This is a genomic window from Halosegnis longus, from assembly GCF_009663395.1.
GTDB lineage: Archaea > Halobacteriota > Halobacteria > Halobacteriales > Haloarculaceae > Halosegnis > Halosegnis longus.
Genome location: NZ_QKNW01000001.1, coordinates 1,508,541 through 1,523,160 on the forward strand (window position 1 = coordinate 1,508,541; position 14,620 = coordinate 1,523,160).

Below are 14,620 nucleotides of genomic sequence, written 5' to 3' on the forward strand. Positions count from 1 at the left end.
GTACTCAGCGTTCGCGGTGGCGGCGCGTCGGCTTCGACAGTTCTGGTGGCCGCTCGAACTCGTCGAAGGAGACGAACCCCTCCGGCAAGGTGTAATCGAGTTCGCGCGCCTCGCTGTTGTCGGTGAGCGACCCTTCCTCGAAGGTCACGTCGTCCTCGAAGCCCGGCTTCACGCGCACGGCCTTCGCCGGCTGGCCGACCGCGACGTGGTGGGCCGGGATGTCGCCCGTGACAGTCGAGCGCGCGCCAGCGACGCTGTTTTCGCCAATCTTGACGCCGGCGGTCACCATCACGTCGTAGGTGATGCGGGCGTCGTCCTCGATGACGGTGTGGTAGTTTCGGACCTCGGTCTGGTCGACGATGTCGTGGTCGTGGCTGTACACGTGCGCCCGGTCGGAGATGGAGACGCGGTCGCCGATGGTGAGTTTTCCGCGGTCGTCCAGGTGGACGTCGTCGTGGACGACCACGTTGTCGCCCATCGTGATGTTGTGGCCGTACGAGAAGGTGACGCCCTTGAAGATGCGGACGTTCTCGCCCACCTCGTCGAACAGGTGGTTCGCGAGCATCTCCCGAAAGCGGAGCGCGAAGGCGATGTTGTCGGCCATCGGCGTGGCGTCGAACTGCCGCCAGAGCCACTGGAGATGCTTCGACCGCTCGAACCGCTCTTCGTCTTTTTCGGCGTAGTACTCGCTTTCAAGCGTGGAGTTGCACGGGTCGTACCCCTGCAGGCGGACGCGCTCTGCGGCCGACACCGACTTCCCCGACTCCCAGCGCTCGTACGCCTCGCGGTCCCCGTGGAGGTCCACGAGTACGTCTTGGACGACCTCGCAGGTGCTCTCGCCGCCGTCGGTGCGCGCGGCGGTCAGCCGCTCGTCGACCTCGGTGACGAGCGCTTCGAGTCCGGCCTCGGCGTCGGGCGGGAGTCGAACGTGTCGCTTTGTCATACTCGCTCGTACCCCCGCGGTGCGTATCAGCGTTTCCGTCGGCGAACCGTTACCTCGCGGTAACCGCCCGCAGGCGACCGCTCCGGGCGGTCGCGGGTCCGCGAGCGAGAGAGCCGGAACCCTCTTGCGCCGGGCGGCCGTCCCTGAGATAATGGTGGATACGCTGACGCTCGTGCTCGCCGCCGTGCTCGGTTTCATGCTGGCCGGGTTGGGTGCGAAATCGCGCGGCCTGCTGCCGGACTGGATTCGGCTCTCCGGGCCGATCGTGACGCTCCACACCGACCGTGGGAAGGCCTTCCTCGACTGGCTCGCCCGCCCGAAGCGGTTCTGGCGCGCGTGGGGGAACCTCGGGGTCGGCGTCGCGCTCGTCGTGATGGCCGGCTCGTTCGTCCTCGTCTTGCTCGGCGGGCTTCAGGCGATTGCCAACCCGCAGCCGACACAGCTGACACAGCCGCGGAACGTCCTCGCGATTCCGGGCGTGAACGACTTCCTCCCCCTGTCTGCCGCACCCGAAATCGTCGCCGCCCTCCTCGTCGGGCTCGTCGTCCACGAGGGCGGCCACGGGCTGCTCTCTCGCGTGGAGGACATCGAGGTGGACTCGATGGGACTGGCGCTGTTCACGTTCATCCCCGTCGGCGCGTTCGTTGAACCGGACGACGAACAGCGCCGACAGTCGAGCCGCGGCGCACAGACCCGGATGTTCGCGGCCGGGGTCACAAACAACTTCGCCGTCGCCATCGTCGCCTTCGCACTCCTGTTCGGTCCGGTCGCCGGCTCCATCGCCGTCGTCTCGGGCGCACCAATCGCCGGCGCACTCCCCGGTGGCGCCGCCGCACAGGGCGGTGTCGACCGCGGCGACGTAATCACGAGCGTCGACGGGACGCCGGTGGCGAACGCCTCCGAGTTCGAAGCGCTCCTCGACGAGACCGACCGCCGAACCGTCTCCATCGCGCTCGAATCGGGTGAGACGGCGACGGTCGACCGCTCGCTCACCGTCGTCGGCGCGGCACCCACAGCACCCTTCGACATCAACACGACCATCACCGAGGTGAACGGGACGGCCGTCTACACCGAACCCGGCTTGAACGCGGCGCTTCGGGACCGAGAGGTCGCGACGCTGGCGAGTTCGACCGGCGAGACGGTCACCACCCCGATTGGCGCGTACACGAACGTTTCCGCGCCGAGCGACCCCGGGCCGTCGCCGCTTGCCGACGTGTCCGGACTCGGCGGCGAGGCGTTCATCATCACCGCCATCGACGGTGAGCGCGTCCTCGACAGCGACACCCTCGGAGCGATTCTCGACGAGACGAGCGCCGGGCAGTCGGTCTCAGTCGTCGGCTATCACGAGGGCGAGCGGCGCACCTTCGACGTGGAGCTCGCCGACCACCCGCGCGAGGACACCGGCTTCATCGGCGTCACCATCCAGCCCGGCACCACCGGGATGAGCGTGGACGACTTCGGCGTCGAGGGGTATCCGGCCGAGTTCTTCCTGACCGCAATCGGCGGCGGGAGCGGCGACGGTCTCAACGGCATCCAGCGGGCGGCGTTCACCATCAGTCTCCCCTTCGCGGCCGTGACGCTGCCGAGCATCGACCAGCCGTTCCCCGGCTTCGTCGGCATCTACGAGAACTTCTACGTCGTCGGCGACGGCCCGCTGGCGTTCCTCGGCACCGGGCCCCTCCTGCTGTTCGGGACGCTGCTGTTCTGGGTTGCGTGGATAAACGTCATCCTCGGACAGTTCAACTGCGTGCCGGCGTTCCCGCTCGACGGCGGCCACATCCTCCGCACCTCGACGCAGGCGGTCGTCTCGCGGCTCCCGCTGTCTGACAAACACGCAGCGACCCGTGCTGTCACCGTCACGATTGGGCTGGCGATGCTCGCGTCGCTGCTCGCGACCATCTTCGCGCCACAGCTCCTCGGGTAAGTGCCGTTTCGCGGCTACGACGTGAGCCACTCGTCGCTCAACAGGTCGTACCGGACCATATCCTGGTAGTCGCCCCGCTGGAAGACGGCGTCGCGGGCGACGCCCACCTTCGTGAAGCCGAGCGAGCGGAGCGTTCCGCGCGAGGGTTCGTTGTCCGCGAGTGCCTTCGCGTGAATCCGGTGGAGACCGAGGGCCGAGAAGCCGTGGTCGATGAGCAGGCTCGACGCCGCGTGGCCGTACCCCTCACCGTGGTATTCGGGAAACAGCCACGCGGCCAACTCGGCGCTGTGACGGGAGATGTCGAACAGGACGACCATCCCCGCCGGCTCGCCGTCGACACAGACGACGAGGTTCACGTTTCCGTCGCCGAGCACCGTCGACTCGTAGAAGGATTCGATATCGTCCATCGCCGACGGCGTCTCGAAGGTGAGCCACGAGCGAATCGCGGGGTTGTTGCGCGACCGGTGGAGGAGGTCGAGGTCGTCGCGTTCGAGCGTCCGCAGCGTCACGTCGTCGCCGTCGATGAACACGGGACCGGGCATACGCCTCGTGAGGGTGGTCGGTGGAAAACGATTTCGCGACGACCAACCGAACAGTCCATGAAACCCCGGACCGAATGGGAGGTATGACCCGACGTGATGCTCCCGCGACAGAGGAAGGGTGGTACGCGCTCCACGACTTCCGCCGTATCGACTGGGACGCGTGGCGCGAGGCCCCCGACCACGAACGCGACCGCGCGCTCGCCGAGGGCGTCGAGTTCCTGCGTGCCCGCGAGAACCTCTCCGACGCCGAGCAGGGCGGCTCCGCGGTGTTCACCGTCGCCGGCCACGAGGCCGACATCATGGTGTTGCATCTCCGCCCGGAGACCGAACAGCTCGACCGCATCGAGCGCGCCTTCGAACACACCGCGCTCGCCGGCTTCACCGAGCGCACCGACTCGTACGTCTCCGTCACCGAAATCTCCGGCTACGTCACCGAAGAACTGGAGGACGGCATCGAGAACATCGAGGACGACGGGACGCGCAACTACATGCTCCAGCGGCTCTACCCGTCGATTCCGGACGCCGAACACGTCTGCTTCTACCCGATGGACAAGCGCCGCGACGCCGAGTACAACTGGTATGACCTCCCGTTCGACGAGCGGGCGGACCTCATCTCTGGCCACGGCGACATCGGCCGGGAGTACGCCGGCAAGGTGACCCAGATCATCACCGGCTCGATGGGCTTCGACGACCACGAGTGGGGGGTCACCCTCTTTGCCGACGACCCGACGGAAATCAAGCACCTGCTTGCCGACATGCGGTTCGACCCCTCCTCCTCGCGGTACGCGGAGTTCGGCCGCTTCCGGTTCGGCCGCCGGTTCGCCCCCGAACATCTCCCCGAGCTGTTCGCCGGCGAGCCGCTGCCGGCGTACGGCTCCGGTGACGTGGAGACGCCGACGCCAGATGCCGAGGAATCCGACTCCGCCGCCGACACCGCGTCGACCGACGATGCAGACGACGCCGAGGACACAGACGACGCCGGCGGCCGACCCGACCCCGGCGCACCGCCACACGACGCCGCGACGACCGAGGAACTGGAAGAGGAGCTCCGCCGTCTCGGCGTCGACGCGAGCGAACACCCCGAGGCCGGCTTCGGCCTCGTCTTCTACAGCGACGAGAACGCCGAGGCGCTGGTCGACGAGGTGGACGGACTGCGAAGCAACTTCGAGCACTACGACACCCACGTCCTCACTTCCGTGCGCGCCCACGCGGGCCGGACCGCGGTCGTCTCGCTGTGGAAAAACGAGCGGGCCGCCAACACCGCCTCGGGCTTCCTCGGTGACCTCGCCGGCGTCGACGGCGACGGCATCGGCGGACAGCTGGCCGACCGCGACGCATCCGAGCGCGCCGACACGGCGGCCGCAGACGACGGCGGCGACACGACCCCGCCCGAGGTCGAGGGCACCGACGACGAGGCGGACGACGACATCCGGGGTGAACTCTCCGAGCTCGACATCTACGCGGGCAAGCCCCACGGCGAGGACGTGTACGCGATGGTGCTCTACTCCGCGGCCGACCTCGACGAGCTTCGCGAGGAGGTCGAGTCGCTTTCGGGTGGCTTCGACCGCTACGACACCCACGTCGGCACGTCGCTGTACGAGGGGACCGGAACCGACCGCGCGGCCGTCGTCTCGCTGTGGGAGACGCGCGACGCCGCCGACACCGCCGGCGACTACCTGTCTGACCTGCCGGACATCGTCGGGCGCGCCGGCGAGGAGTCCACCTTCGGCACGATGGGGATGTTCTACACCGTGAAGCCGGAACACCGCGAGGACTTCGTCGACCACTTCGGCACCGTCGGCGAGATGCTCGGCGACATGGACGGCCACATCGAGACGGACCTGATGGTGAACGTCGACGACGAGAACGACATGTTCATCGCCAGCCAGTGGGAGGACCGCGAGGACGCGATGGGCTTCTTCCGCTCTGACGCGTTCCGCGACACGGTCCAGTGGGGTCGCGACATCCTCGCAGACCGGCCGCGGCACGTCTTCTTAGCGTAACTGCGAGCGAAGCGAGCAGCTCCTCAGTCGTCTGCCGGCGCGTCGGCGCGTGTCGTCGTCACGTAGACGCTCTCGCGGTTGAAGACGAACTCGTCGAGGAACGCCGTCACGTAGACGACTCCCTGACAGAACAGGTAGCCCCACAGGGTGATCGCGGCGAGCAGTTCGGTCGGGTGGTGGCTGTAGCCGTGGCGGTGGTCGCGCACGAAGATGAGCAGCGAGGTGATGAACGGCGCGACTCCAACGAGTGTCCACAACAGCCAGTCGTACGGGAGGAAGGTTCCGCCGGTGAGCACCGTCCGGTCGAGCAACAACATCGGCGCGGCGACAATAGTGATGACGGGGACGAGCGCGTAGACGAAGGTGTACGCGGCGTCGAGACGCGCGCGCCGCGACAGCGCCGCGTCGAACGGGAGCCGCGGCAGATACCGGACGGCGACCTGCATCCAGCCGCGCGCCCACCGGGTGCGCTGGCTCCACCACGCCGACAGCGTCGCGGGGTTCTCCTCGTAGGTGACCACGTCGGGGTCGACGCGGAGGCGTTTCCCCGCCGCGTGAATCCGTGCGGACATGTCGATATCCTCGACGAGAATCTCCTCGTCGAACGCGCCGAGTTCGTCGAACAGCTCCCGGCGGAAGAAGGCCTGGCCGCCCCCGAAGATGGTGAAGCCGCCGAGCACCTCGCGGCCGAACAGTCGGCGAGTTCGGCGATGTGGCGCTCGACGGTGGCGTGGAGCGCGAGCAGCGAGTCGGTCGGGTTCGAGCCGTAACAGCGCCCCTTGACGCACCACGTGTCCTCGTCGGCGACGAAGTAGCGGACGGCGCGCTCGACGGCGTCGGGCGCGAACTCGTGGTCGGCGTCGATGCTGGCGATGACCTCACCCGTCGCGCGCTGGAGCGCGTAGTTGACGGCCTTCGCCTTCCCGCCGCCCTCCTCGTCGCGCTCGAGGGCGACGACTTCCTCGTGTTCCGCGGCGTAGCGTTCAATAATCTCCTCGGTGTCGTCGGTGGAGGCGGCCTCGTAACAGGCGACGATTTCGAGCTTCTCGGCGGGGTACTCGACGGCGAGGGCCGCATCGAGCGTGTCGGCGATGACCGGCCCCTCGTTGTACGCCGGGATGACGACGCTCACCGTCGGCGGGTCGGTGAGGTCCACGTCGGGCGGCGACGACGAGCGGAACGCGAGCAGTGCGCCCAGATGGGTGCGCCCGACCAACCCCACGAGCAGGACGAGCAACACCGTCCGGAGGGTCGTGGCGTACGTCCCCGAGACGAGCGCGGGGGCGGTGACGAGCGCGAGTCCGAGCACGGTGACCGTCCCGTACCACGCGACCGTCCGGAACGAGACCCCCGTCTCGTCTGCCGTCTTCACTTTCATTGACTCGTCTTTGCCGTTGCTGTTGAAAGTTGTGTCGGCATCGTCCGCGCGTGTCACGCCCTCTCGGGAGGTGTTTTACGCCTGCTCGCCGTCACTTCCGACAGTGGCTCGTCCCCGTCGGCTGCTCGCGCTCGTCGTCGCGCTCGCAGCGGCGCTGCGGTGGTTCGGTCTCGGCGCGGAGTCGCTGTGGATCGACGAGATAATCACCGTCCGCTTTCTCGCCGCCTACGCCCCGCTCGAACTCCTCACGGCGATTCCGAGCCAGCAGCCTCACCTCCCGACCTACTACGTCGGACTCGACCTGTGGCGCGGGCTGGTCGGCTCCGGGCCCGCAACGCTCCGCGTTCCCGCGGCGGTCGCCGGCACGCTCGCCGTCCCGGTCGCGTATCTGCTCGTCCGGCGGCTCTACGGCTCGTCCGCCGGTCTGCTCGCGGCCGCGACGCTCGCCGTCTCTCGGTATCACGTCGCCGACGCACGGGAGGTTCGGATGTACGCGTTCGTCACGCTCGGCGTGCTCGCCTCGACGTATCTGTTCGCCCGCCTCGACGAGGGGCGTCGCGCCGCCGTCGCGTATCTGGCTGTGACGCTGCTCGCGCTCTCGTTGCACCCTCTCGCCGTGTTTCTCCCCCTCGTCCACGCGACGTTTCTCGTCGTCGAACGGGTCGCCTCCACACCGTGCAGCGGATGGACCGCGCCGCGAACGTGGTGGCCGGTCGCGCTCCTCGCTCTTCCCGTCCTCGCCGTCGGCGGCTTCGGGCTCGCGAGTTTCCTCGACGGTGCGCGGCTCACCTTCGTCGCGACCCCCGGCGCGCGAGAGGTGGCCGTCGTGCTCGGCTCCTTCCTCGGTAGATGGTCGTGGCCGTGGAACGCCCTCGTCGGCGTCGGCTGTGGCCTGCTCGCCCTGTTCGGACTGTGGCGCGGCCGCCGCGAACCGGCGACCAGACTGCTCGCCTGCTGGCTCGCCGTCCCGCTCGCCGGCCTGCTCGCGGTCTCGTATCTCGCGACGCCGGTCCTGTTCGACCGGTACGCAATCGTCGCCGCGCCGGCGCTTCCCTTCCTCGTGGTTCGTGGCGTCCTCGCGCTCGACGTGCCAGACGCGACCGATACGCCCGATACGCGTCTCGCGACCGCGCGCGGACTCCGGATTGCCGTCGCCGGCTGTCTCCTCCTCGCGCTGGCGAGCTCCGGGGTCGCGCTCCACACCACGACCGACAACGAGGAGTGGGACAGCGCGGTCGCGACCGTCGAATCCCGTGCGGACGCCGGCGCGCTCGTCGTCGTCAGCGACTGTATCACCCGGCGCGCGTACACCTACTACGCCGACCGGTCGGACCTCACCGTTGTCGGCTCCGTCGGTCCCGAGTCAGGAACTCCCCACGACCGGACTCCAGCCGCGGCGCTCGAACCGCGGTTTGCGGCCCACCAGGAGGTGTGGCTCGTCTTCTCACACGTTGCAGACAGAGAGGAACGGCGGCTCGAACGGCTGGCCGACGAGCGCCACGAGCAACAGTTCGAACGGCAGTTCGTCGGTATCACGGTCGTCAGCTACGAACAGCCGGACGGGGAATCGACTTCACCCGGTGAGCTCCCCTCGACCGGCTGCGACGTGCGAATCGGCGATTAGTCGGCGTTGAGGATGCCGGCAGCCCGGAGGTCGTCGCCGTCGACGCTGGTGCGGTACTCCTCCTTTTCCATCCCGTCGAAGCGGTCGATGCCGAAGTCGTCGGCGTACAGTTCCTCGACCTTGGTGCGCTCCTCGTCGGACAGCGCCGGCGTCTCGGGCGCGCTCGCCCACTCGTCGATATCGGCCTTCGACCGGAACGTCGGGGTGACGCTCGCGACCGAATCGTACGAGAGCAGCCACTGGATGGCGGCCTGGCCCATCGTGCGCTCGCCGTCGCGCTCTAAGAACCGGAGGGTGTCCACCTTCTCGAAGCCGGTGTCGTACCACTCGTCCGGGCGGAAGCCGCGGTGGTCGCCCGCCTCCAGTTCGGTCTCGGGCGTGACCTGCTCGTTCAACAGCCCCGAGGAGTGGGGGACGCGGGGGATGAGCGACGTGCTCGCGCCCTCACGCTCGACCGTCTCGACGAAGTGGCGGTGGACGTCCTGTTCGAGCATGTTGCCGACGTACTGGACGCCGTCGAACTCCCGTTCGATGGCGAAATCCCCCTCGGCGAGCCAGCCGATGGAGGGGCCGAGCGCGACGCCGATGGCGTCGGCCACGTCCTCCTCGCGGAGTTCGTCCAGCAGCTCCAACACCTCGGTGTCCATCTCCGCCACGTCGGGGTTGTGGAGCTGGAGATACTCGACGTGGTCCGTGCCGAGCCGGTCGAGCGACTTCTCGACGGCCTCGCGCAGATACTCGGCGTCGTACTCCTTCGGGAGTTCGCCGTGGCCCGCCTGTGGGTTGTTGTAGAAGTCGTAGCCGACCTTCGTGGCGACGACCATCTCGTCGCCCCGCTCGTCGAGCACCTCGCCGAGCAGTTCCTCCGAGCGGCCGTGGCCGTACACGTCGCTGGTGTCGAAGTAGTTGATGCCGGCGTCGAGCGCGTACTCGACCATCTCCAAAGCGTCGGACTCGTCGCGGTCACCCCACCAGTCGGTGCCGATGACCCACGCACCGAAGCCGACCTCGCTCACGTCGATGCCAGAGTCGCCGAGTTCCCGATGTTGCATACTCGGGCTTGGTGATTCGGCTACTTAGCGGAAACGGTTACCCACGTAGCCGGAGCCGTTCGGTGACGAACGTCCGGTCTAACGCGGCGAGGAACGGGCCGAGCCGCGGTCCCTGCTCCTCGTCGAGGAAGAGTCGATAGCCCGCGGTGAAGAACTCCCCGACGTCGACCTCGTGGTCGCGGGCGGTCTCGAAGATCTCCTCGTGGAGCGTCTCGCCGTCCGGCTGTTCGGTTTCGATGTACTCTGCGAGGTCGGCGAGCGCGTTCGTCGTCGCGTCGTCGAAGGCGACCTCGGGCAGCTCCTCGGCCAGCCGGTAGTTGTACTCGTTGTCCGTGCGCACGGCCCACGCGCGGGCCTTCTCGACGCGGGCGAGGGCGCGCTCCACCTGCTCGTCGCTCGCGTCCTCGGGGAGGTGGCCGGAGCGGCGGGCCATCGTCGCCCGAAGCTCGTCGTCGTCGGTCATCCCGAGCACGGCCGCGAAGGTGTACGGAATGCGGATGCGCTCTTCGTCAGGGTCGGTGACGAACGGGTACGCCCGCTCGGCGCGTGCGGTCTCGGTCTCGCCGCCGTCCGCCTCGCCGAAGTAGAGCCGTTCGAAGCGGTCGAACTCGTCGACGAGCTGGTCGAGCCGCTCGATGGAGAAGTCCCGCGCGCGTTTGGGGTCTTTCGTGAAGAAGTAGCGAACCACCTCGGGTTCGAGCAGCTCCAGCACCTCCGAGACCATGACGACGTTGCCGGCAGACGAGGAGAACGCCTCTCCGTCGAGAGTGAACCACTCGTACACCATCGGGACGGGCGGCTCGTTGCCGAGCAGGTCGCGGGCGATGTGCTCGCCGGAGGGCCACGACCCCTCGGCGTGGTCCTTCCCGAACGGCTCGAAATCCACGTCGAGCGTCTGCCACTGGGCGGGCCACTCGAAGCGCCACGGCAGCTTCCCATCTCGCAGCGTCGCGGTCCCCTCGTGGCCACACCCCTCGATGGTCTGGCCGCCGGCCTCAATGTCCGTACACCGGTACTCGACGGTGCCGGCCGCGGCGTCGATGCTCGTGACGGTCTCGGTCACCGTCCCGCACTCCGCACAAATCGGGTTGAAGGGGACGTACGACTCGTCGACCTTGTCCTGGTATTCGGCCAGAATCTCGCGGGCCTCGTCGGCGTGTGCGAGAATGTGGCGGGTCACGTCCTCGAACCCCCCCGACTCGTAGAGGTCGGTGTTCGAGCGGATGTCGAGGTCGATGTCGAGCAGGGCGGCCGACTGGCGGATAATCTCCGAGAAGTGATCGCCGTAGGAGTCACAGCAGCCGAACGGGTCCGGGATGTCGGTGTACGGCTTCCCGAGGTTCGTGCCGAGCGCCGAGGCGTCCACCTCGCCCAGTCCGACGATATTCCCGTCGAGGTCGGCGAGCTTCCGGGGGAGCTTCCGGAGCGGGTCGCGGTCGTCGGTGGTGAACACCTGCCGAACCTCGTGGCCCCGCTCGCGGAGCACCTCGGCGACGAAGTGGCCCCGCATCAGTTCGTTCATATTGCCGAAGTGGGGGACGCCAGACGGCGAGATGCCGCCTTTGATGACGATTTCCTTCCCTGACTCGACGCGCTCCTCGACGGCGTCGGCGGCGGCGTCGGCCCAGAAGTCGTACTGGCGGTCGGCGAGCGTGTGCGGGGAACTCATGCTGTCTCCTCGTCGGGCACGATGCGCGTCCCGTCGAAGGAGTCGTGCTCGACGGCGTCGGTCACGCGGGTCGGGTCAGCGCCGTCGAGCACGACCGTCTCCAGCCCGGCCCGCTGGATGACCTTCGTCGCGAGCAGGTCGACGGGCGCGGACGCGCCGGCGGTCATCTCCATCGACGCGACGGTGTCGACTAACTCGCTCGCGGTGAGTTCGTCGTGGCGCTCGGCGTCCTCGACCTCGTTCGGGTCGGCGGTGAAGACGCCCGGGACGGAGGTGGCGAAGACGAGCCGGTCGGCGTCGACGTACTCGGCGAGGACGGCCGAGACCGCGTCGGTCGTCTGTGCCGGGACGACACCGCCCATGACTGTCACGTCGCCGCGCTGGACGTCGGTGCGTGCCTGTTCGTAGTTCTCAGGGACGACAGATGCGGTGATCGACTCGTCGAGCGCGGCGAGCAGCAACTTCGCGTTCAGCCGGGTGACGGCGATACCAAGCTGGTCGAGTTCGCTCTCGTTGGCTCCGACCTCGCGGGCCGCGCCGATGTACTCGCGGGCGACCCCGCCGCCGCCGACGACGATGGCGACCTCGTGGCCCGACTCCACCAGCCCCTCGATGACGGAGGCGTACTCGTCGACCCGGTTCGTGGCCGGGTCGGGGACGAGGACGCTCCCGCCGACAGAAACGACGACTCTCATTGTTCCAGATGTTCCGCGTTCGCCGCTTAAGACTTATCAAGCGCGTGGGCGAGCGCGACGCCCACGGCTCTCACCGTGTAATCGTGTGGCGCGCACACGCTGGATATCGCCCGGAAATGTAGCCCGACGCCGACGGCTACCCACCGCGCGGCATCGGTGACCGGGACCGATTCGGGCCACCTACCTGCAGTACTTGCTGTTTGTTTCTGGAGATTCCCGTCACTCGTCGCTGGTATCGTGCGTCGAAAATGGACGACTTAGAAACGTTCGTAAAATGTCTAAGCGATTTTGAGCCGTTCGTGAACGGTTCGTTTTACCCCGATTTGTGCCGATTTCCCCCGAACGGAGCCGAAGTGAGCCGAAGCGTCTCGTATTTATATACCCATGTGGCTCCCTGGTGGGAGTGAGGCGAGATACCCTATGAGCGCAACAACCCCCGCAACCGAGTCCGACTCCGAAAGCAAGGAAAGCCGACTGAAGAACTACCTCGCACGGAAGGCCGAGGACGGCGAGCTGTACTTCAAGTCGAAGTTCATCGCGGACGAGGTCGGCCTCTCCCCGAAGGAGATCGGCGCGCTGATGGTGAAGCTCCGTGATACCGCCACCGAAATCGACGTGGAAAAGTGGTCGTACACGAGCGCGACGACCTGGCGTATCACTCCCGCGTAACGACCGCAGCGTTCGGTCCCTTCCTCCACACGGGGGTTTATCCCCCTGTCCTCCCTTCGTCCGGTGATGAGTGACGACGAGGGATACGACTCCCTCCCGACGCCCGCAGCACTCGCGGACGTGTTTCACGTTGAGGAGCGGCGCGCCGAGGAGGACCGCGTCGTCTACGTCGGCGAGCCGCTGTTGCCGACCGAGACGCTCGAGCGGCAGGTGTGGCCGCTGTTCCGCGAGGCGGGCTACGACGTGCGGCTTCAGACGATTACCGACAGCGAAGCGGACCCAATTTCGGGGGTCGAACTCCGGTCGCGGCGACACGCACTCGTCGCCACGCCCGCGGGGAACAGCCTCGACGGCATCCCGTGGACGAACATCATCATGTTCGCGCTCACGGTCGTGACGACGCTGTTCGTCGGCTCGATCTGGTATCACGAACCCGCGTGGGGACCAGTCGAACTGGTCACCGGCGAGAACTGGAAGTTCAGCGCGGCCGTGTTGTCGGTGCTCGCCACCCACGAACTCGGCCACTACGTCTTCGCCCGCTATCACGACGTGAACGCCTCGCTCCCCTACTTCATCCCGTTCCCGACGCTCATCGGGACGATGGGCGCGGTCATCCGGATGAAGGGGCGACTGCCGAGCCGGAAGGCGCTGTTCGATATCGGCGTCGCCGGGCCGCTGGCCGGGTTGGTCGCGACCGTCGTCGTGACGATTATCGGACTGACCGCCGACCCGATCACGGTCCCACAGCGAATCATCGAGAGTTCGAATACCGTCGAGGTGCAGTTCGGCTATCCGCCGCTCATCCAACTGCTCGCCGAGTTGGTGGGCCAACCGCTGGAGTATCCGAACGACCCGACGCTCGCAGTCAGCCCCATCGTCTTCGGCGGGTGGACGGGAATGTTCATCACGTTCCTGAATCTGATTCCGGTCGGCCAACTCGACGGCGGCCACATCCTGCGTGCGATGGCCGGCGAGCGCGCCGAGTCCATCTCGAACGTCGTCCCCGGACTCCTCTTCGGGCTGGCGGCGTACCTGTTCTTCTTCACGAACAGCGGGCGGGCGGCGTTCCTCTGGGGGATTTGGGGCGGCATGGCGGTGCTCGCCGGCGCGGCCGGCTTCGCCGAACCCATCTACGATGAGCCACTCGACCGCGGCCGATTCGCACTCGGCGCGTTCACCTTCCTGCTCGGCGCGCTCTGTTTCGTCCCAGTGCCGTTCCAGCTGATGACCTAATGCGTGTAACCGCGGTCCGGAAGCGGGTCGCCGTCCATCTCGACACCGGTCTCGGTCACCTCACCGACCACGCTCACGGGGACCGGACTCGCCGCCCGGACGCGCTCGGGGTCGTCTGTCGTGAACACCAACTCGAAGTCCTCGCCGAAGTGCACGGCTAACTCTCTCGCGTCCGTCTCGTCCGTCGCAACTGTCTCGACGCTCTCGTGTACCGGCAGCCGGTCGTACTCGACGGCGAAGCCGCAGTCCGATGCCTCGCTCAGTTGATGCAGCGAGCGCGCTACCCCGTCGCTCGAATCCATCATCGCGCTCGCGTGGGGTGCGACCGCCCGCCCGGCCGCGACACGCGGCTCGAACCGGAACAGCTCGTTCGCGCGCTCGGGGTCAGACTCGAACAGTCGGAAGCCGCCCGCAGACCGGCCGAGTCGGCCGGTGACACAGACCGCCTCGCCGGGACTCGCGCCGTCGCGCGCGACCGGAGCGTCGGTCTCACCGAGCGCCGTCGTCGCGACGGTGAACTCCTCGTGGCCGTCGAGGTCACCGCCCACGTAGCGTGCGCCCGTCGCCTCGCACACCTCGCGTGCTCCACGGAGGAAGTCGCGAAGCTCCTGTTCCTCGAAGCTCGGTGCGCCGTAGACAGCGACTGCGGCGGTCGCCTCGGCTCCCATCGCGGCTACGTCCGACAGCGACGCGCCGACGCTGCGCCAGCCGGCGGTGTAGCGGGTGGTCCCCGGCGGGAAGTCGGTCGTCTCGTGGAGCATATCCGTCGTAACGACGGTCGACCCAACGACGGCGCAGTCGTCGCCCGCGTCCGGCAGCGCGTCGCCGATGAGTCCGAGGGCGGCCCGTTCGTCCATACTCGCCCCCGAACTGGCTGGCGGAAAGCCG

Annotated in this window: 12 protein-coding genes and 1 pseudogene; 5 read left to right on the top strand and 8 right to left on the bottom strand. The window is 67.8% G+C overall.

All coding sequences use genetic code 11. The features are described from left to right. Nucleotides 1–4: 4 nt before the first annotated feature. On the bottom strand, nt 5–943 hold the full coding sequence (locus tag DM818_RS08195) for an acyltransferase (protein WP_153952526.1): 939 nt from the start codon (nt 941–943) through the stop codon (nt 5–7). Between the two features lie 151 nt (nt 944–1,094). On the opposite strand from DM818_RS08195, the gene DM818_RS08200 reads away from it, so the two are divergent. Next, the gene (locus DM818_RS08200) at nt 1,095–2,867 is read left to right on the top strand and encodes a site-2 protease family protein (RefSeq protein ID WP_153952527.1); all 1,773 of its coding nucleotides are present in this window, start codon (nt 1,095–1,097) and stop codon (nt 2,865–2,867) included. Between the two features lie 14 nt (nt 2,868–2,881). Here DM818_RS08200 and DM818_RS08205 read toward each other — a convergent pair whose 3' ends face one another. Further along, a complete protein-coding gene (locus DM818_RS08205) occupies nt 2,882–3,409 on the bottom strand; it encodes a GNAT family N-acetyltransferase (protein WP_153952528.1) in 528 nt (175 codons plus the stop codon). Between the two features lie 83 nt (nt 3,410–3,492). Here DM818_RS08205 and DM818_RS08210 point away from each other — a divergent pair, with 83 nt between their 5' ends. After that, nucleotides 3,493–5,412, top strand: coding sequence for a heme-binding protein (locus DM818_RS08210; RefSeq protein WP_153952529.1), 1,920 nt, complete (start codon nt 3,493–3,495; stop codon nt 5,410–5,412). A 23-nt stretch (nt 5,413–5,435) separates the two neighbouring features. On the opposite strand, the gene DM818_RS08215 is transcribed toward DM818_RS08210, so the two are convergent. Continuing rightward, a complete protein-coding gene (locus DM818_RS08215) occupies nt 5,436–6,203 on the bottom strand; it encodes a glycosyltransferase (RefSeq protein ID WP_153952530.1) in 768 nt (255 codons plus the stop codon). Beyond that, a pseudogene (locus DM818_RS15370) lies at nt 6,176–6,790 on the bottom strand (glycosyltransferase); the annotation flags it as partial. The gene DM818_RS08215 and the pseudogene DM818_RS15370, both read right to left, overlap by 28 nt. Nucleotides 6,791–6,893: 103 nt before the next feature. On the opposite strand from DM818_RS15370, the gene DM818_RS08225 reads away from it, so the two are divergent. Further along, nucleotides 6,894–8,414 carry a glycosyltransferase family 39 protein gene (locus tag DM818_RS08225; RefSeq protein WP_172977302.1) on the top strand — a complete coding sequence of 507 codons (1,521 nt, stop codon included), beginning with the start codon at nt 6,894–6,896 and terminating at the stop codon, nt 8,412–8,414. On the opposite strand, the gene DM818_RS08230 is transcribed toward DM818_RS08225, so the two are convergent. From DM818_RS08230 to pyrH, 3 genes are read right to left on the bottom strand one after another with little or no spacing between them, the layout of a single operon-like run. Next, complete coding sequence (locus DM818_RS08230; RefSeq protein WP_075937212.1) at nt 8,411–9,466, bottom strand: aldo/keto reductase; 1,056 nt, start codon at nt 9,464–9,466, stop codon at nt 8,411–8,413. The two genes, DM818_RS08225 and DM818_RS08230, sit on opposite strands and share 4 nt — an antisense overlap. A gap of 37 nt (nt 9,467–9,503) precedes the next feature. Further along, complete coding sequence (gene lysS, locus DM818_RS08235) at nt 9,504–11,135, bottom strand: lysine--tRNA ligase (protein ID WP_153952532.1); 1,632 nt, start codon at nt 11,133–11,135, stop codon at nt 9,504–9,506. Beyond that, the gene (gene pyrH / locus DM818_RS08240) at nt 11,132–11,830 is read right to left on the bottom strand and encodes a UMP kinase (protein ID WP_075937210.1); all 699 of its coding nucleotides are present in this window, start codon (nt 11,828–11,830) and stop codon (nt 11,132–11,134) included. Before pyrH ends, lysS begins: the two co-directional genes overlap by 4 nt. Nucleotides 11,831–12,250: 420 nt before the next feature. On the opposite strand from pyrH, the gene DM818_RS08245 reads away from it, so the two are divergent. Both DM818_RS08245 and DM818_RS08250 read left to right on the top strand, forming a co-directional pair. Continuing rightward, entirely contained in the window at nt 12,251–12,499 is a 249-nt protein-coding gene (locus DM818_RS08245) for a DUF7123 family protein (RefSeq protein ID WP_075937209.1), read from the top strand. Nucleotides 12,500–12,565: 66 nt separating this feature from the next. After that, entirely contained in the window at nt 12,566–13,732 is a 1,167-nt protein-coding gene (locus tag DM818_RS08250; protein WP_075937208.1) for a site-2 protease family protein, read from the top strand. Here DM818_RS08250 and thiL read toward each other — a convergent pair. Continuing rightward, nucleotides 13,729–14,589, bottom strand: a complete 861-nt coding sequence (gene thiL, locus DM818_RS08255) for a thiamine-phosphate kinase (RefSeq protein WP_153952533.1) — start codon at nt 14,587–14,589, stop codon at nt 13,729–13,731. The two genes, DM818_RS08250 and thiL, sit on opposite strands and share 4 nt — an antisense overlap. Between the last annotated feature and the right edge of the window lie 31 nt (nt 14,590–14,620).

Excerpts from the sequence above, each read along its gene's own strand:
- DM818_RS08230 (WP_075937212.1), bottom strand. The coding sequence starts at position 9,466 with ATGCAACATCGGGAACTCGGCGACTCTGGCATCGACGTGAGCGAGGTC.
- thiL (WP_153952533.1), bottom strand. The coding sequence starts at position 14,589 with ATGGACGAACGGGCCGCCCTCGGACTCATCGGCGACGCGCTGCCGGAC.
- DM818_RS08205 (WP_153952528.1), bottom strand. The coding sequence starts at position 3,409 with ATGCCCGGTCCCGTGTTCATCGACGGCGACGACGTGACGCTGCGGACG.
- DM818_RS08250 (WP_075937208.1), top strand. The coding sequence starts at position 12,566 with ATGAGTGACGACGAGGGATACGACTCCCTCCCGACGCCCGCAGCACTC.
- lysS (WP_153952532.1), bottom strand. The coding sequence starts at position 11,135 with ATGAGTTCCCCGCACACGCTCGCCGACCGCCAGTACGACTTCTGGGCC.
- DM818_RS08210 (WP_153952529.1), top strand. The coding sequence starts at position 3,493 with ATGACCCGACGTGATGCTCCCGCGACAGAGGAAGGGTGGTACGCGCTC.
- DM818_RS08245 (WP_075937209.1), top strand. The coding sequence starts at position 12,251 with ATGAGCGCAACAACCCCCGCAACCGAGTCCGACTCCGAAAGCAAGGAA.
- DM818_RS08195 (WP_153952526.1), bottom strand. The coding sequence starts at position 943 with ATGACAAAGCGACACGTTCGACTCCCGCCCGACGCCGAGGCCGGACTC.
- DM818_RS08200 (WP_153952527.1), top strand. The coding sequence starts at position 1,095 with ATGGTGGATACGCTGACGCTCGTGCTCGCCGCCGTGCTCGGTTTCATG.
- pyrH (WP_075937210.1), bottom strand. The coding sequence starts at position 11,830 with ATGAGAGTCGTCGTTTCTGTCGGCGGGAGCGTCCTCGTCCCCGACCCG.